The 15,886-nt window shown below is 67.8% G+C and carries 16 protein-coding genes and 1 pseudogene; 5 read left to right on the top strand and 12 right to left on the bottom strand.

The genetic code is table 11. The features are described 5' to 3' along the window. Window positions 1-175: 175 nt before the first annotated feature. Window positions 176-1,966 carry a gamma-glutamyltransferase gene (gene ggt / locus Mschef_RS00765; protein ID WP_081125959.1) on the bottom strand — a complete coding sequence of 597 codons (1,791 nt, stop codon included), beginning with the start codon at window positions 1,964-1,966 and terminating at the stop codon, window positions 176-178. A 353-nt stretch (window positions 1,967-2,319) separates the two neighbouring features. Between ggt and Mschef_RS00760 the strand changes: the two genes are divergently transcribed. Genes Mschef_RS00760 through Mschef_RS00750 form a run of 3 tightly spaced genes read left to right on the top strand, consistent with a single transcriptional unit; the run spans window position 2,320 to window position 4,147 of the window. Beyond that, window positions 2,320-2,763, top strand: coding sequence for a rhodanese-like domain-containing protein (locus tag Mschef_RS00760; protein ID WP_081125958.1), 444 nt, complete (start codon window positions 2,320-2,322; stop codon window positions 2,761-2,763). 2 nt (window positions 2,764-2,765) lie between these two features. Further along, window positions 2,766-3,206 (top strand): hotdog fold thioesterase, encoded by a 441-nt coding sequence (locus tag Mschef_RS00755; protein ID WP_081125957.1) that lies wholly within the window; start codon window positions 2,766-2,768, stop codon window positions 3,204-3,206. Next, window positions 3,203-4,147, top strand: a complete 945-nt coding sequence (locus Mschef_RS00750) for a serine/threonine protein kinase (protein ID WP_081125956.1) — start codon at window positions 3,203-3,205, stop codon at window positions 4,145-4,147. The genes Mschef_RS00755 and Mschef_RS00750 overlap by 4 nt, the downstream gene beginning before the upstream one ends. 133 nt (window positions 4,148-4,280) lie before the next feature. Here Mschef_RS00750 and Mschef_RS00745 read toward each other — a convergent pair whose 3' ends face one another. The 3 genes from Mschef_RS00745 to Mschef_RS00735 form a co-directional block, all read right to left on the bottom strand. Continuing rightward, complete coding sequence (locus Mschef_RS00745; RefSeq protein ID WP_081125955.1) at window positions 4,281-5,531, bottom strand: NRAMP family divalent metal transporter; 1,251 nt, start codon at window positions 5,529-5,531, stop codon at window positions 4,281-4,283. Between the two features lie 113 nt (window positions 5,532-5,644). Beyond that, complete coding sequence (locus tag Mschef_RS00740; RefSeq protein WP_136256374.1) at window positions 5,645-6,265, bottom strand: SGNH/GDSL hydrolase family protein; 621 nt, start codon at window positions 6,263-6,265, stop codon at window positions 5,645-5,647. Next, complete coding sequence (locus Mschef_RS00735) at window positions 6,258-7,505, bottom strand: aminotransferase class I/II-fold pyridoxal phosphate-dependent enzyme (protein ID WP_081125953.1); 1,248 nt, start codon at window positions 7,503-7,505, stop codon at window positions 6,258-6,260. Before Mschef_RS00735 ends, Mschef_RS00740 begins: the two co-directional genes overlap by 8 nt. Window positions 7,506-7,624: 119 nt before the next feature. Between Mschef_RS00735 and rsgA the strand changes: the two genes are divergently transcribed. Next, complete coding sequence (gene rsgA, locus Mschef_RS00730; RefSeq protein ID WP_081125952.1) at window positions 7,625-8,680, top strand: ribosome small subunit-dependent GTPase A; 1,056 nt, start codon at window positions 7,625-7,627, stop codon at window positions 8,678-8,680. A 149-nt stretch (window positions 8,681-8,829) separates the two neighbouring features. Here rsgA and Mschef_RS00725 read toward each other — a convergent pair whose 3' ends face one another. From Mschef_RS00725 to Mschef_RS00695, 8 genes and pseudogenes are all read right to left on the bottom strand, one after another. Continuing rightward, window positions 8,830-9,342, bottom strand: a complete 513-nt coding sequence (locus tag Mschef_RS00725) for a GNAT family N-acetyltransferase (protein ID WP_277921456.1) — start codon at window positions 9,340-9,342, stop codon at window positions 8,830-8,832. Then, window positions 9,318-9,572: a helix-turn-helix domain-containing protein gene (locus tag Mschef_RS00720; protein WP_081125951.1), complete on the bottom strand. Its 255-nt coding sequence runs from the start codon at window positions 9,570-9,572 to the stop codon at window positions 9,318-9,320. Before Mschef_RS00720 ends, Mschef_RS00725 begins: the two co-directional genes overlap by 25 nt. Window position 9,573: 1 nt before the next feature. Beyond that, window positions 9,574-9,861 carry a type II toxin-antitoxin system mRNA interferase toxin, RelE/StbE family gene (locus Mschef_RS00715; protein WP_081125950.1) on the bottom strand — a complete coding sequence of 96 codons (288 nt, stop codon included), beginning with the start codon at window positions 9,859-9,861 and terminating at the stop codon, window positions 9,574-9,576. A gap of 84 nt (window positions 9,862-9,945) precedes the next feature. Continuing rightward, window positions 9,946-10,281 (bottom strand): annotated as a pseudogene (locus Mschef_RS18320) (GNAT family N-acetyltransferase); the annotation flags it as partial. Next, window positions 10,184-11,389 carry an ABC transporter permease gene (locus Mschef_RS00710; RefSeq protein WP_081125949.1) on the bottom strand — a complete coding sequence of 402 codons (1,206 nt, stop codon included), beginning with the start codon at window positions 11,387-11,389 and terminating at the stop codon, window positions 10,184-10,186. The pseudogene Mschef_RS18320 and the gene Mschef_RS00710, both read right to left, overlap by 98 nt. Beyond that, window positions 11,386-12,120, bottom strand: a complete 735-nt coding sequence (locus Mschef_RS00705; RefSeq protein ID WP_081125948.1) for an ABC transporter ATP-binding protein — start codon at window positions 12,118-12,120, stop codon at window positions 11,386-11,388. The genes Mschef_RS00710 and Mschef_RS00705 overlap by 4 nt, the downstream gene beginning before the upstream one ends. Next, window positions 12,117-13,703 (bottom strand): alpha/beta hydrolase, encoded by a 1,587-nt coding sequence (locus Mschef_RS00700; RefSeq protein ID WP_081125947.1) that lies wholly within the window; start codon window positions 13,701-13,703, stop codon window positions 12,117-12,119. The genes Mschef_RS00705 and Mschef_RS00700 overlap by 4 nt, the downstream gene beginning before the upstream one ends. 76 nt (window positions 13,704-13,779) lie before the next feature. Continuing rightward, window positions 13,780-15,108: an MFS transporter gene (locus tag Mschef_RS00695; protein WP_081125946.1), complete on the bottom strand. Its 1,329-nt coding sequence runs from the start codon at window positions 15,106-15,108 to the stop codon at window positions 13,780-13,782. A 191-nt stretch (window positions 15,109-15,299) separates the two neighbouring features. On the opposite strand from Mschef_RS00695, the gene Mschef_RS00690 reads away from it, so the two are divergent. Next, complete coding sequence (locus Mschef_RS00690) at window positions 15,300-15,875, top strand: PepSY domain-containing protein (protein WP_081125945.1); 576 nt, start codon at window positions 15,300-15,302, stop codon at window positions 15,873-15,875. Window positions 15,876-15,886 lie beyond the last annotated feature (11 nt).

Below are 15,886 nucleotides of genomic sequence, written 5' to 3'. Positions count from 1 at the left end.
CTCCTCTCTCTTCCACTCTTCAGGCATCCTGTTGTATGGACTCCTTTTTTCCTTGACTTCGTGAACTAATCAGTGTCGGCATGCAGGCCACACTTTTCATAACTCCGGCAATGGGCCAGCGTGCAATCATTCGCAACCCGGCGCGCCGCGTGGTGCAGATTCAATTTGGTGCCACTTAATACCCGGCAGCCAGACCCGCAGGACTGCGCCGATCATTGGCGCCTTCAATAAGGTGTGTTTTCGAGTTGACCAAAATGGCTTCGTCGGCGCCCCAGAAGGGGATTGGCTTGAACGTGTAGCCCATGTTCTGCAGGGCGGCCTGGGTGGTCGGCGTGAGATAGCCGGGTTCGACGAAGATGGCGTCCGGGTACCACTGCATGTGCATGCGCGGTGCATCCACCGCCTGCTGCATGTTCATGCCGAAGTCGACGACGTTGAGGATGCTCTCGAGCGTGGAGGAGATGATGGTCGAGCCACCCGGACTGCCGGTGACCATGAACACCTTGCCGTGCTTGAGCACGATGCTCGGCACCATCGAGGACAGCGGGATCTTGCCCGGCTGGATCTCGTTGACGTGGCCCTGCACCAGCCCGAAGGAGTTGGGCACGCCGGGCTTGGAGGTGAAGTCGTCCATGGTGTTGTTGAGGAAGAAGCCGGTGTTGCCGGCCATCATGCCGACACCGAACAGATAGTTGATGCTGTAGGTGACGCTGACCGCGTTGCCCTTGGCATCGAGCACGGAGTAGTGCGTGGTGTGCATGCCTTCGGCGGCGCCCAGGCTGCCCTTGACCTCGCTCGAGGGGGTGGCGCGGTCGGGCTGGATCTGGCTGCGGATGCGCGCGATGTTGGCGGTGGAGAGCAGGCGCTTGATCGGGTTGTGCACGAAGGCCGGATCACCGAGGTAGGTGTTGCGATCGGCGAAGGCGTGGCGTTCGGCCTCGGCCAGGACGTGCGTGGTCAGCACCGAGGCGTAGCCCCACTGGGCCAGCGGATAGCCATCGAGGATGCGCAGGATCTCGCACACCGTCTCGCCCGAGCTGGGCGGCGGCGGCGTCACCACCGTAGTGCCCTGGTAGCGGCATTCGATGGGCTTGGCCCACACCACCTTGTAGTCGCGGAAGTCCTTGAGGCTGAGGATGCCGCCGTGCTGCGCGCTGGCGGCGACGATGGCCCTGGCGATGGGGCCGTCGTAATAGGCCTTGCTGCCGCCCTGCGCGATCAATTCCAGCGTGTGCGCGAGCTCGGGCTGCTTCAACCGCTCGCCCGCTTTCCAGGGCTGGCCGTGGTTGAGGAAGATGGCGGCGACGTTGGGGTGCGCGGCGAAGTCCTTGCTGCGCGTGTCCAGGATCTTCACGTCGCCCGGCTGCAGCACAAAGCCGTCGCGCGCCAGCTTGATGGCCGGGGCCATCACCTGTTTCAGGCTCATCGTGCCGTATTTCTTCAGCGCCGCATCCAGGCCCATCACCGAGCCGGGTACGCCCACGCCCAGCCAGGTCTTGGTGCTGCGGCCGGGCACCACGTTGCCCTGCGCGTCCTGGAACAGCGTCGGCGTGGCCGCCAGCGGCGCGCGCTCGCGGAAATCGAGAAAGATGTTCTTGCCATTGGCCAGGTGGAGGGTCATGAAGCCACCGCCACCGATGTTGCCGCAGCAGGGATGCACCACGGCCAGTGCGTAGCCGACGGCGACCGCGGCATCCACCGCGTTGCCGCCTTGCTTGAGAATGTCCAGGCCCACCTCGGTGGCGTAGTGCTGGGATGAAACCACCATCGCGTGTCGGGCCAGCACGGGCTGGGCGTCCATCCATCCAGCGCTGGAGGTGGCGCCGGCTCCCTCATGCAGCGCCGTGGTCGAAATCGACGTGCTGGTTTGCGCATGCGCGGGTGTCGCGGTGGCGCTCTGCTGCGCCGCGAATGCCGGGGATGCCAGAAGCAATCCACCAAGCAGGACAGGAACAAAACGGCGCATGAATCTCTCCTGGAATCGGTGCGGTCAGACAGGCATGGTTCATGTTTCATACGGGCGCTTGATATTTCTGTCAAATTACAAAAACCGTATTCGCCGTGATTAATCCGTAATTACAAATAATTCGAACGCAATGACCTGAACAGGAAACGGTCATGGCGGCACAGGTCCAATGCCGGTCGTTACCGCCTGCCACGTTCATCGCAATGGGTGGCCGGAAGGGACTGTGGATGCCCTGGGCACACGATGCCGCGCTGGTAACGCATGTCGGAAGAGGTGCGCCACATCTGCTTCGTGCACGCGCGCCACGGCGCGCCGATAATGGCCGGCCTACCGCCTACGCCGAGTGTCCCCCGATGCATGAGTTTCTGCAGCACCTGCCCGCGTTCGCAGCCCAGCATGGCCTGCTGCTGGCGGCTTTCGCGGCGCTGATCCTGGCCCTGATCGTCACCGAGATCATGCGCCTGCGTCGCGGCTGGCAGGACGCCACGCCGGCCACGGTCACGCGCCTGCTCAACCGCGAGAGCGCGCTGCTGATCGATGTTTCGCCGCGCGCCGAGTACGACAAGGCGCACATCCCCGGCGCCAAGCACGTGGCCATGGACAAGTTCGATCCCGAGCACAAGGACCTGGCCAAGCTCAAGGAGATGCCGGTGGTGGTGTGCTGCCGCAGCGGCATCACCTCGCAGCGCGCCGCCAAGCGCCTGGTGCAGGCCGGTTTCAAGAATGTGCATAGCCTGGCGGGTGGCATCGCAGCCTGGCGCCAGGCCGATCTGCCGGTGGCCAAGGGCAAGAACTGAGCGTGGGTATCTGGCGGACATCCCCCGATCTGGTTGCGCTGAATGTCGCCGCGCGCGGCACGCTGGCGGAAACCCTCGGCATGCACCTCACCGAAGCGGGCGCGGATTTCCTGCGTGGCACCCTGCCGGTGGATGCGCGCACCGTGCAGCCGTTCGGCCTGCTGCATGGCGGCGCCTCGGCGGCGCTGGCCGAGACCCTGGGCAGCGCCGCCGCCAACCTGTGTTGCGCGCCCGGTACGCGCGCGGTCGGGCTGGAGATCAACGCCAATCACCTGCGCGCGGTGCGCGCGGGCACGGTCACCGGCACCGCGCGGCCCTTGCATCTGGGCCGTGCCACGCAGGTCTGGGAAATCCGCATCGAGGACGCGGACGGACGCCTGACCTGCATCTCGCGGTTGACCTGCGCCATCGTCGCGGAGCGCGATCCGAACGACGGCGCATGAGCCAGGTCGCGCCCTACGCCGGGCTCGATCCAGCGCGCGTGCTGGATGCCGTGGACGCTGCGGGGTATGCCCCCGACGGACGCCTGCTGGCGCTGCCCAGCTACGAGAACCGCGTGTATCAGGTTGGCCTCGACGCGGGCGGTTTCGTGGTGGTCAAGTTCTACCGGCCGGGGCGCTGGTCGGATGCGGCCATCGCCGAGGAACACGATTTTGCCGCCGAGCTGGCCGCGGGCGAATTACCGGTGGTGGCGCCGCTGCGCTGCGGCGGACACACGCTACTGCGTCACGATGGCTTTCGTTACGCGCTGTTTGCGCGCCGTGGCGGACACGCGCCGGTGCTGGAATCCGCCGACACCCTGCAATGGCTGGGACGCCTGCTGGCGCGCGTGCACGAGATCGGCGCGCGCCAGGCGTTCCGCGCGCGCGGCGCGCTGGACGTGGACAGTTTCCTGCGCCAGCCGGCCGCGGCGGTGCTGGCCTCGGGCTTGTTGCCGGCGCATCTGCATGCGTCCTACCGCGCGGCCACGCGCCGGCTGGCCGAACGCATCGACGCGCGCCTCGATGCCGTCGCCGCGCGCCGCCTGCGCCTGCACGGCGACTGCCACGCGGGCAACGTGCTGTGGACCGATGCGGGGCCGACCCTGGTCGATTTCGATGACGCGCGCATGGGCCCAGCGGTGCAGGACTTGTGGATGCTGGCGAGCGACGAGCTGGCCATGCAGCAGTTGCTGGAAGGCTATGAACAAATGCGCCCGTTCGATCACGCCGAGCTGGCTTTGATACCGGCGCTGCGCGCGCTGCGCCAGGTGCACCACGCCGGCTGGATCGCGGCGCGCTGGCACGATCCGGCGTTTCCGCGCGCGTTTCCCTTTGCCGGCGAACCGCGCTGGTGGGACGAGCACCTCGCCGATCTCGACGCGCTGATCGAAGCTCTGGAATGAAGCGCCTGGTGTTCGAAGCACCTGCTGTTCGCAAAAAACGCCAAGGCCGCGCAATGATTTCGGGTGCGGCTCCGGCAAGAATCCTGCGCGCTTGGCGTCCGTTGCGAGCCCCCATGCCCGGGTGCGGCATGGCTCAAAACAGCGTCGAGAGGCCGCCGTACACGCCGAGCAGCGAGGTCAGCACGACCACCGCGATCACCACCACGGCATAGACGCCGCGCAAGCGGTGCGCGGGCGGCAGCGCACGCATCGCCAGCGCCACCAGCAAGCCCAGCACCAGCGGCAACATCAGCGCGTTCATCACCTCCACGCCCACCGCCAGCGCCACCAGGTCGGGTACCAGCGCCACCACCAGCGCGCCGCCGATCACGCCGACGCTGAAGATCAGGTAGAACCACGGCGCTTCCAGTGGGTGATGCTCGAGCGAATGCTTGTAGCCGGTGACCTCGCCGAAGCCCCATGCCGCCGCCAGCGCGACTACGATGGCCGCGACCATGGCCGCGCCGAGCATGCCCAGACCAAACAGCGTATGGCCCAGGGCGTGGCCCAGCATCGGCGTCAGCGCACCGGCGATCTGGCCGACGCTGTTCAGCGCCGCGTTGCTGTGCGCGGAGGCCAGTGTCGCCGCGGCAGCCATCAGCACCGCCGCCATGATCACCTGGGTCAGCACTGCGCCCAGCGCGGTGTCCCAGCGCGCATAGGCGTAATCGCCGGGCGTGAGTTTTTTGTCGGCCACCGCCGACTGCTGATAAAACACCATCCACGGCATGATCACCGCGCCAATGTTGGCCGCGACCAGATACCAGTAATCACCGCTGTGCAGCGGCATGGCGAACAACTGGCGCGCCACCTGGTGGCCATCCAGCGGCGCGCGCAGCGCCACCCAGACGAAGGCCAGCTCGAACAGGCCCAGCAGGATCGCCACGCGCTCCACGCGCCGGTAGCTGCCGGTCCACACCACGACCAGCAGAAACGCCGCGGCCAGTGCCAGACTGGCCGCGCGTGGCACGCCGAACAGCTCGCCGACGCCGGCCACGCCGGAAAATTCGGTGATGATCGCGCCCGCCGACGCCACCGCCAGCCCGCTGACCGAAAGCCATGCCCAGCCCGCGCCGAAGTGCTCGCGGATCAGCTCGCCGTGGCCCTTGCCGGTGAAAATGCCCAGGCGCACGGTGAGTTCCTGCACCACGTACAGCACCGGCACCAGCAGCAGTTGCCAGATCAGCAGTCGATAGCCCCATTGCGCGCCGCTTTGCGCGGCGGTGATCACGCTGCCGACGTCGGTATCGGCCAGCATCACCACCAGCCCCGGCCCCAGCACCGCGAAAAAAGCGATCCAGCGCGACGAGCGCGGCAGGCGCGTACGAGCGGCAGGCGAGGACATGGCGGGTTCCACGGGGCTGAGCGCAAATGATAACGGATCGCAACACCGTTTGGTGCGTGACTGCGGCAATATGCGTGCTCAAGGCGCTGCGGACCATGTGCCGCGCGGCCATTTCAGGGTGCGGGCAGTTGCTCCCGTGCGGCGGGCAACAGTGCGGTTGCAACCCAGTGCGCGTATTGCGCGGGACCGGGATGCAGGCTATCGGCGCACAGCTGTTCGGGCGCTTGGCCAGCGCGGCGGCTGGCGCTGGTGATGTCAACCCAGCCGGCGCCGACACGCAGTGCGCACGCGCGCGCCCGCGCATTGAATTGGTCGATGGTCGTGGCGATGGCTTGCGGCGCGCGCGCATCCTGCCTGGCGAACGGCGTCACGCTCCAGTCCGGAATCGACACGCCCAGCACGCGCGTCGCGCGCGCATCGGCGAGGCGCAGCGCCTGCGCCAGCAGTGCATCGAAACCGCGCACGAATGCCTCCATGTCGCGGCCGCGGTACTGGTCGTTGACGCCGATCTGCAGCGTCACCAGGTCATAGGGCGGTGCCAGCGTGGCCGTTGCCAGTGCCGCCAGCAGCTCATCCGTGGTCCAGCCGGTGCGCGCCAGCACGGTCGGCGCGGCGCAGTCGTGGCCGTGTTCGCGCAGGCGCGCGACGAGTTGCGCGGGCCAGGCTGCGCTTGGCGCCACGCCCTCGCCCACCGTGTACGAATCGCCCAGCGCCAGCAGGCGCAGTTCAGCCATGCGCGTAACGCGGCGCCGCGGCTTCGACATGGCGCGCCAACGCACGCTCGAGGCGCGCCAGCACCTCGGTCATCATCGCTGGCTCGGGCAGCAGGGTCAGGCGCAGGTGCCGGCTGTCGGTCAGGTTGAAGCCGCTGCCCGGCGTCAGCAGCACGTGCTCGTGCTCGAGCAGGTCCAGCGCAAAGGCCTGGTCGTCGAAGCCGGGCAGCAGTCCGTCACGCAGCGCGGGGAACGCGTAGATGGCACCGCGCGGCACGACCACCTCGAGGAACTCGCTGCGCGCGATGCCTTCGATCAAACTCGCGCGCGTGGCGTGCAGGCGTCCGCCCGGCGTGGTGAGGGTGTGTATCTCGCCGCGCAGTTGCAAGGCCACGGGGATCGCATACTGCCCCATCTGGTTGGCGCACAGGCGCAGCGCGGCCAGCAACTGCAAGGCATCGCGCAACGGCTGCAGCGCCGCGCGCGCGCCGGTCAATTGCAGCCAACCGACACGATAGCCGCAGGCGCGCCAGAGCTTGGACAGTCCGCCGAAGCTCAGACAGGGCACCTCTCCGGACAGCGCGGCCAAGGGCGTGAACTGCGCATCGTCGTAGGTGATGCCGTCATAAATCTCGTCGCTCAGCAGCAGCAGCCGATGCCGCGCGGCCAGTGCCACCAGTTGCTGCAGCAGCGCACGCGGATACATCGCGCCGGTCGGGTTGTTGGGATTGATCAGCACCAGCGCGCGTGTGCGCGGGGTGATCAGTGCCTCGATCTCTCCCGCATCCGGCTGGTGGCCGCGCGACGCCGGGCAGTCGTAGTAGCGCGGCACGCCGCCGTTGAGGCGCGTGGCGGCGCTCCATAGCGGATAGTCGGGACGCGGCAGCAGCACCTCGTCGCCCGGCTCCAGCAGCGCGCGCAGGCTCATGTCGATCAGCTCGCTGACGCCGTTGCCGATGAATACGTGCTCGGCATCCAGTACGCCAATGCCGCGCGCCGCGGCGTCGGCGATCAGCGCCTCGCGCGCGATCTCCAGGCCCAGCTCGTGGCCGTAGGCGTCGGCCTCGTGCAGGTGCGCAGCGATGGCCTCGCGCAGCGCCGCCGGCGGGTGCAGGCCGAAGCGCGCCGGATTGCCGATGTTGATGCGCAGCAGGTCCACGCCCTGCTGCTCGAGTTCACGCGCGCGCTGGCTGAGTGGGCCGCGGATGTCGTAGCGCACCTGGTCGAGACGCGTGGCGGGAGCGAGGCGGAAATCGGGCATGACGTGACCGACATGGCTGCAAAGCGCGCCATGCTAGCAGTGCCTGCGGCCGCGTTCGCGCGTGCATGGCGGCACGCGCGCACCAGCGGTTCATGCGTCGCACCCGCCATAATCCATGCATGCATACCTTCGATCCGTTCGCCGCGCTGGTGGCCGTGGGCTGGCCGCCGGCGCAGCCATGGCCCGCGCTCGCGGCCGCGCAGCGCGTGGCGCGCGTGGCCGCGCAGCACCGCGCCGGTTACGTGCTGCACGATGGCCGCGAGAGTTTCAAGGCGCAGCCCGCGCCAGGCTTTCTGCGCCGCAGCCTGACGCCCGAGCAGCGCCCGGTAGTCGGCGATTTCGTCATCCTTGCCGACGGCAGGCCGCCGCATATCATCGAGATCCTGCCGCGGCGCAGCCTGCTCAGTCGTGCCGCCGCCGGCGAGCGCTACGCGCGCCAGCCGATCGCCGCCAACGTCGACACCGTGTGCGTGCTGATGGGCCTGGACGGCGATTTCAATCCCGCGCGCATCCAGCGCTATCTGGCGCTGATCGAAGGCTCCGGCGCGCAGGCACTGATCCTGCTGAGCAAGGCCGATGTGCATCCCGGGCATGCCGCGCAGCTCGCTGCGCTGCGCGCTGCCTTGCCCGCCGACGCGTCGGCACTGGCGATCAATGCCAAGGACGCGACGCTGGGCGACCAGCTCGCGTCGTGGCTGCAACCTGGCGCCACGCTGGCGCTGGTGGGCTCTTCCGGCGCGGGCAAGTCCACCCTCACCAACACGCTGCTGGGTCACGCCGCGCAGGCCACCGCCGCGGTGCGCGCGCACGACAGCCGCGGCCGCCACACCACCACGCACCGCGCGTTGCTGCCGCTGCCGGGCGGCGCCTGCCTGATCGACACGCCGGGCATGCGCGAGCTCAAGCTCACCGGCGACGAGGACCTGGCCCAGTACGCCGATATCGAGGCGCTGGCCGGCCAGTGCCGCTTCAGCGATTGCGCGCACGGCAACGAACCGGGCTGCGCCGTGCGCGACGCGCTGGATAGCGGCGAACTCAACCCGGCGCGCTGGCGCAGCTATCTGAAACTCAGCAGCGAGCGGGAACAGCAGGAAGCCGCGCTGGAAGCGCAGTTGCGTCGCCACGCCGACCCGCGCCCGTCACGCGTGCTGGGGCGGCGTCAGCGCGAGCGCTGAGCGGGTGTGAATTTTTCAGCCTCTCAGCCAGGCCATGGCTGGCCGACGCGAAGCGGTCACGCCAGTGGCCGATTCGCGCAGGCGTGTACGCAGCCGTGCCTGATACGCGTCTGGCGCCGATACGGTTGCCCCGCAATCTTGATCGGCTTTCAACGCTCGGCAACACCCAGTGGTAAATACAATGTCTGCGAATTCGCCGTGGCTTCGCGGAAACCATAGGCGCGATAGAAACGGGCCGCCTTCTCGTGCAGCGCATCCACCAGCAGTACGTTCACCCCAAGCTGGTCCCGCAGCCCCAGGCAGCGCGCCACGGCATGCGCCAGCAGGTAGTCACCATACCCCTTCCCCTGCTCACTGGCCGAGACAGCGAGCCGTCCCATCCGGATCGCCGGCACCGGGTAGCTGGGCAGGTGCTTGCGATCCGCCTCCTGCAATTCGGTCAGCAGGAGCTGAGCCGCGGACAGGCTGCAATAGCCGAGGATGCGGGCCGGATCGCTGCCAGCCACCAGGACGTGCGTGGTGCTGATGCCAGCGCGATGGTGTTGGGCTGCCTGCTGGCGCAGGTAGGTGTCCAGGGATGGCTCGCTGCAGGCGAACCCGTCGCGATCATGCCGCCTGGGCCTGAGCTGCTCGACAACTATGCGGCAGATTCCAGCTGCCAACCCGGGAAGACGAGAACTGCAGGATGGCAATGCAGCGAGGTTGCCAGAACCTTTGCACGCTCGACGCCGAGGTTGACCCGACCAGTTTCGATGCTGGAAATGGTGGTTTGCGGAATGCCGCAAAGTGACGAGAGCTGCGTTTGGCTAAGGCTTTGCAACTCGCGGATGATCCGCACCGATTCGCCAGGACTGACATCGATGCGCTTTTTGGCAGGAATGAGCTTGGGCATTTCAGTGCCTCCGATAGTCATGCGGGGTAACGCGAACAACTTGGACGGTCATGACGTCGGCCTCCACGGAGTAGATGACACGCCATTGCTCGCTCAACCGGGATGACCTGAAACCCTTCAAGTCGCCGGATAGCGCCTCATCACGGAAGCCCCTGATGGCGCGGAGGCCTTGCGGGCCGGAGAGCATGGCAATGTCTTTCCACTTCTCGTAGCGTTTCAGGATCTCGACCGGAACGCGCCCCGACGAAAGTTCCTTGTCCGCCTGGCGGTGTTCCAGAATCGTCCACATGCCACATTGTGCCTAGACACAATATGTACTGTCAAGCACCGGGACACTCGCTCAGCAATCGCCTGCGCGGCTTGCTGGCCGGGGTTATGCGTCTGCGCGCAATGCGACGTGTGCATACATGTAGAAGTTGCCATGCCTACCGCGTACCTTGCGGTACGAACGCAGGAGACCTTCTCGCGCGAAACCACAGCGCTCCAGTACAGCAATTGAACGAGCGTTCGATTCGAGTACGGTTGCTTGGACCCGAACGATGCTCGCTGCGGAGTGGGCCCAGCTGACCAGTGCGGAGCACACAGCGCGAAATTTCCTATTGCCCAGACGCCTACGCCGACACCGCCAGGCGCTCGCTGGAATACAGCCAGCGCGCCAGCAGGAAGGCGAGCACGGCGGCGAGGCTGGTGCCGCCCAGGCACGCGACCAGTTGCAGGCCGTCGAGCGTTTCACCACGCACCAGGTCCATGATGCCGAGCTGCTGGCCCAGCAGCGGCACGGCGTACATCCACAACTGCGCGCGCACCGGCACCACCGCCAGCAGCAGGGACGGGATCACCGGCAGCAGCATCAGGATCGACAGGTAGGTCTGCGCCTCGCGATAGCTCTTGGCGAAGGCCGACACCAGCGTCTGCAGGGTGGCCAGCAGCACCGCCAGCGGCAGCATCAGCAGCAGCACGAAGGCGCCGAAGCGCGGGCCGAGGTCGAGCACCACGTCGAGTTTTTCCACCGGCAGGAAGCGCCCGACCACGGCGAACGCGACGATGCTCAGCAGCAGGCTGGTCAGCGCGAAGCTGACGGTGGCGGCGAGCTTGCCGCTGAGGATGGTGCCGCGGCCGACCGGGTTGACCAGCAGCGGCTCCAGCGATTGCCGCTCGCGCTCGCCGGCGGTGGTGTCGATGGCCATGTACATGCCGCCGAGGAACACGGTGAGCACGAAGAAATACGGCAGGATGGAAAACATCAGCGCGCTGCGCGATTGCGGTGTGGCCTGGTCGCGATCCTCGGCCACCAGCGGGCGCATCAGCGTCGGTGAGATGCCGCGCACCAGCAGCCGCTGCGCCGCGGTGAGGCCGGCGTAGCCCTGCAGCATCTTTTTCAGACGGCGCACGGGCGTGTTGCTGTCCTGGCGCGCCGAGTCGTAATACAGCTCGACGCCGGCCGTCTGGCCCTTGCGCCAGGCGGCATCGAATCCGGGCGCAATCACCAGCACCACCTTGGCCTGGTGCGCGCGGATGGCGGCGGCGGCATTGGCGGGCGCGGGTTCGAGCACCATGCCCTGCGCTTCCAGCGCGTGAATCAGATTGGGTGCATGGGCTGCGCCGATCACCGGCACCGGCAGCGGTTTCTCAGCATCGGCCAGTTGCTGATGCAGGGTGAAGCTGAAGATCAGGCCGAACAGGATCGGCCCCAGCAAAGGCCCGGTGATCAGCGCGTTGAGCACGGTGCGCTTGTCGCGGATGTTTTCGCGCACTTCCTTGACGTAGACCGTCCACGCGGCGTGCAGGCGCTGGGCGAATCCGGGGCGCAGGCTCATGCGGCGAGGCCCTCGCCGCTGCCGATCAGGCTGACGAAGGCGTCCTCGAGCGTGGCGGCGCCGGTGCGCGCGCGCAGCTCGTCGCTGCTGCCTTCGGCCACCACGCGGCCACGCGCGATCACGATGATGCGGTCGCACAAGGCCGCCACCTCCTGCATGATGTGGCTGGAAAACAGCACGCAGCGCCCCTCGCCGCGCAGCTTGCGTAGGAACTCGCGCAGCGCGCGCGTGGCCATCACGTCGAGGCCGTTGCCGGGTTCGTCCAGGATCAGATTGTGCGGTTCGTGCACCAGCGCGCGCGCCAGCGCCACCTTGACGCGCTGGCCCTGCGAGAAGCCCTCGCTGCGGCGCTCGGCGATGTCCTGCATCTCCAGCAGCGTGATCATGGCATCGACGCGCGCGCGCAGCGCGGCGCCACTGAGACCGTGCAGGCGCGCGAAGTAGCTGATGTTCTCGCGTGCGCTCAGGCGCTTGTACACGCCGCGCGCATCCGGCAGCACGCCCAGGTGCTGGCGCGCGGCCAGCGTGTCGGTAAGCGCGTCGATGCCGTCGATGCGGATGCTGCCGCTGTCCGGGTGCATCAGCGTGTACAGCATGCGCAGGGTGGTGGTCTTGCCGGCGCCGTTGGGGCCGAGCAGGCCGGTGATCTCGCCATCGCGCGCGATGAAACTGACGCCGTCCACCGCCTGCACCTTGCCGAAGGCCTTGCGCAAATCCTGCACCTCGATCATGGCGCGGCTCCGTTGTAATTCAGGAATGGCGCGGTGGGCTTGAGCTGGTCGAGACACTGCGCGTCGAGCGTGCGTGGGTCGGGCTTCGCGATGAATTGCTTGACCAGACGCGGCATGCAGCCGGCGCCGATCACGTTGTGGCCCTGGCCGGGCGCGATCAGCATGCGCGCGTCGCCGAGACCCTTCAGCACTTCCGTGCCGTAACGCGGCGGCGTGACCGGGTCGAACTGGCCTTCGAGGATCAGCACCGGCACATTGCTGCGCAGCGGCGCATGAAAGTTTGCCGGCACCGCGCCATGCGGCCACAGCGCGCATTGCGCCTGCAGTTGCCTGATGTAGGCATCGCCGAGCAGGGTGTCGGCCTCGCGCGGCGTGACCTTGAGCCAGGGCACGTCCTCGCTGCACACCACCGACAATTGCATGCCGTCGTTGAGGCTGTGCTGCAGGCTGCTGCTGATGAAATGGCTTTGCGCCAGCAGCGGTCCGTAGTGGCCCGCGCTGGCGGCGTGCAGGCTCAGCGGCAGCAGCGCCGCGGTCAGCGGCGAATAGGCATACAGACGCACCAGGCCGACCAGGGCATCGGCGGTCATGGCTTCCTGTTTCGGCTGGAAGCCATCCGGCGTGCGGAAGTTCACCTCGGGGGTGTTTTTCTCGAGGCGCTTTTTCAGTTCCAGCAGGGTGGCCCAGGAATTGCCGAAGGCCTTGTGGCAGGCCGGCGAGTTCATGCACAAGTCGAAATCGTCACGCAACGCGGCGTCCAGATTCACGCCGAAATCCTGGCCCAGGATCAGTTGATCGGGCACCACGCTGTCCAGCACCACGCTGCGCACCGCATGCGGATGGCGCATGACGAACTGCTGCGCAACGCGCGTGCCGTAGGACACGCCGACCAGGTCGAACTGCGGATCGCCCAGCGCGTGGCGCAGCGCGGCCAGATCCTGCACCGCCTGCGTGGTGGTGAAGTCGGCGGGGTTCAATCCGCGTTTGCGCAGCGCCGCCAGACACGCGCGGGTCTCGGTTTCCAGCGCGCGCAGACGTGCCGTGCCGGAGGGTACCGGCTGCGGCGCGGGGTGTGATTTGCCGGCGCGCGCGGCGGCGGTGGCCGCGGGCGGGGTCGTCGCCTTCGGCGTGACATCCGGGCAAGTCAGTGGCGCCGAGCCGCCGGTGCCACGCTGGTCGAGCAGGATCACGTTGCGATGCGCGAGCACGTCGTCCAGCGCGGGCGCGATCTCGGGCCAGGTGTCGATGGCCGATTGCCCAGGGCCGCCGGCGAGGTACAGCACGGGATCGGGTGCCGGCTGCGCGGCGTGCGAGCGGATCAGCGCCAGGCGCAGCGCCAGCTTGCGGCCATCCGGCCTGGCCCAGTTCTCGGGCACGCTGAAGGGCGCGCACCACGCCGCGGTCGCCAGACCACTCTGCGGCTGGTGCAGCGTGCAGGGTTTGAAATCCAGTTGTCCGAGGCGGTAGTGCGCGGGTGCCGCGGCGGCCACGGTCGGCGTGCGCGCGTGCTGCCACAGCCATTGGCCGCCGAAGAAAACGATCAGTACCAGTGCCAGCAGGACCAGGCGTGTGCTGCGCTTCATGCTGCGACGGGTCCATGGCTGCGGCGAGGATGCGCGAGCCTAGCCGTGCGCGCCCCGTGCTGACAACCGCCCATCGTCATTGCGCCGCGCGCGTGTCGGTGCCGTCGTCCAGCCGCGCGCTCTGGTCGGGGTGGTGAAACAGCAGCACCGCCAGTACCGAGGACAGCGCCAGCACCGCCAGCAGCGCGAACGCCGCGGTGTAGTGCCCGCTGATGCCGACCAGCCAGCCGGTGAGCACCGGTGCGATGAACCCGGCCAGCGCAAAGAAGGTGTCCATCACGCCTAGCGCGGTGCCCGAGCGCGCCCGCGCCACGTCCACGTTGACCGCATAAAAACAGGCGTTGCTGCTCATGCCGAGGCCGACCGCCAGGGTGATGAATACCAGCGCCACGTCGAGCCGGTGCACGAAGATCACCGGCAGGATGCACAGACCGGCCAGCAATTGCGTCACCCAGATCACATGCGAGCGCGCCACGCGCAGGCGCCCGGTGCGGCGTAGCAGCCAGTCCGACAGATAGCCCGTGCCCCACAGCATCAGCGCCGCGGTCAGCCACGGCAGCACCGAGAACCAGCCCACCGCGGCCAGCTTCAGGCCATAGGTCTGCTGCAGGTAACTGGGCAGCCAGGTCATGAAGAAAAACAGGAAATAGCCGAACACGAAAAATGCCCAGTCGTTGGCCAGCAGGGTCGGATTGCGCAGCAGGAACTTCCACAGTCCGCGCGTCTTGCGCCGCGCCGCGTGGCGCGCGCTGGCGGCGTGGTCCAGCTCGGGCGCGGCGCCATCGCGGATATGCGCCAGCTCGGCGGCGTTCACGTGCTTGCTGTGCTCGGGGAAATCGCGGAACAGCCACCACCACAAGGGCAGCCACAGCAGGCTGGCCAGCATCAGCACGATGAACATGCCGCGCCACGACACATGCAGGATCAGTTGGGTGACGATGGGCGCGCCGATGGCCAGCGCCAGCGGCACCGCCACCAGCGCATTGCCCAGCGCGATCGCGCGTTCGCGGCTGGACAGCCAGTCGGCCACGGCGCGGTTCAGCGCCGGAAAGTTGGGGCCCTCGGCCACGCCCAGCAGCACGCGCGCCACCACCAGCATGGCGAAGCCCACGGCGAAGCCGGTCATGCCGATCGCCGCCGACCACAGCAGCGCCGCCCAGAACAGCGTCACGCGCGCGCCGTGGCGATCGGCGAGGATGCCGCCGAGAAACGTGGTGAACATGTAGCCGAGGCTGAACGCGGCGAGGATGAAGCCGTTGAGCAGGTCCTTGTCGTGCTGCCCGAAATGCAGTGCGCGCGCGATGTCGCCGATGGCGTAGGCGATCGCCGAGCGGTCGATGTAGTTGATCACGGTGATGAAGAAGATCAGCGCCACCACCAGCCAGCGGAACCGCGTCGCGCGCATGTCGATGTCCCCCGGTGGGTCAGGTGTGTGTTGGATGTAGGTGCTGGGTCAGACCGTCGCGCAGCGTGCAAGTTCGCCGCAAGCTGGCGATCCGCCGGCGCCCGGCTTACCAATCGGTAAGTGGCCGCAAAGCTTGCGGTGTGGTGCGCGCGCGCATGCTCATGCCTACTCATCCGATGTGGAGAACGAACATGCAGGATATCCAGGCAAAAAACACGACCCTGGCGCCACGGCCGCTGTGGCTGGCCGTCGCGCTGGCCCTGGCGCTGGACATGACCGGATTTGTCCCCGCCGCGCACGCCGACGCCAGCGAAGCCGCTGAGATCGCGGCCGTGGCCAGGGCGCACATCACCCCGATCGCGGCGGTGACGCTGGCCGAGAAACACAGCGGCGGCCGCGCCTACGGCATGGGTCTGGAAGTCGCCAGACTGGGCACCTGGTACGAGGTGCAACTCGACGTGAAGGGCCAGTCCATGGTCGCGCGCATCGATCCGCACTCGGGCGCGTTCCTCGGCATCGAACCGGCCAAGGGCGACGACAGGATCGGGGCGCGTACGCTAGCTGGGCGCAAGATCGATCTGGTGCAGGCCTTGCGCGCCGCCGAGACGCACGCGCATGGCCGCGCGCTGGAGGCCGGCCCCGCGGGCAGCGGTGTCACCGCGCACTACGACGTCGATGTGGTCGCTGCCGGTGGCAAGTTGCAGCACCTCAGTGTCAACGCCGACAACGCAACGGTCGGCGTCGCGCCGCAGAGCGAGCAGGACTGATGGCGCGGGTC

The organism is Metallibacterium scheffleri (genome assembly GCF_002077135.1).
In the GTDB taxonomy this organism is placed as follows: Bacteria; Pseudomonadota; Gammaproteobacteria; order Xanthomonadales; family Rhodanobacteraceae; genus Metallibacterium; species Metallibacterium scheffleri.
Note: the sequence above shows the minus strand (reverse complement) of the source record. Positions and strands in the feature narration are given on the sequence as shown.

Coding starts and splice junctions, on each gene's coding strand:
- Mschef_RS00705 (WP_081125948.1), bottom strand. CDS start 12,120: ATGATCGAGGTGCAGGATTTGCGCAAGGCCTTCGGCAAGGTGCAGGCG.
- Mschef_RS00745 (WP_081125955.1), bottom strand. CDS start 5,531: ATGTCCTCGCCTGCCGCTCGTACGCGCCTGCCGCGCTCGTCGCGCTGG.
- Mschef_RS00710 (WP_081125949.1), bottom strand. CDS start 11,389: ATGAGCCTGCGCCCCGGATTCGCCCAGCGCCTGCACGCCGCGTGGACG.
- Mschef_RS00715 (WP_081125950.1), bottom strand. CDS start 9,861: ATGTGGACGATTCTGGAACACCGCCAGGCGGACAAGGAACTTTCGTCG.
- Mschef_RS00700 (WP_081125947.1), bottom strand. CDS start 13,703: ATGAAGCGCAGCACACGCCTGGTCCTGCTGGCACTGGTACTGATCGTT.
- Mschef_RS00740 (WP_136256374.1), bottom strand. CDS start 6,265: ATGGCTGAACTGCGCCTGCTGGCGCTGGGCGATTCGTACACGGTGGGC.
- Mschef_RS00695 (WP_081125946.1), bottom strand. CDS start 15,108: ATGCGCGCGACGCGGTTCCGCTGGCTGGTGGTGGCGCTGATCTTCTTC.
- Mschef_RS00690 (WP_081125945.1), top strand. CDS start 15,300: ATGCAGGATATCCAGGCAAAAAACACGACCCTGGCGCCACGGCCGCTG.
- rsgA (WP_081125952.1), top strand. CDS start 7,625: ATGCATACCTTCGATCCGTTCGCCGCGCTGGTGGCCGTGGGCTGGCCG.
- ggt (WP_081125959.1), bottom strand. CDS start 1,966: ATGCGCCGTTTTGTTCCTGTCCTGCTTGGTGGATTGCTTCTGGCATCC.
- Mschef_RS00720 (WP_081125951.1), bottom strand. CDS start 9,572: ATGCCCAAGCTCATTCCTGCCAAAAAGCGCATCGATGTCAGTCCTGGC.
- Mschef_RS00760 (WP_081125958.1), top strand. CDS start 2,320: ATGCATGAGTTTCTGCAGCACCTGCCCGCGTTCGCAGCCCAGCATGGC.
- Mschef_RS00735 (WP_081125953.1), bottom strand. CDS start 7,505: ATGCCCGATTTCCGCCTCGCTCCCGCCACGCGTCTCGACCAGGTGCGC.
- Mschef_RS00750 (WP_081125956.1), top strand. CDS start 3,203: ATGAGCCAGGTCGCGCCCTACGCCGGGCTCGATCCAGCGCGCGTGCTG.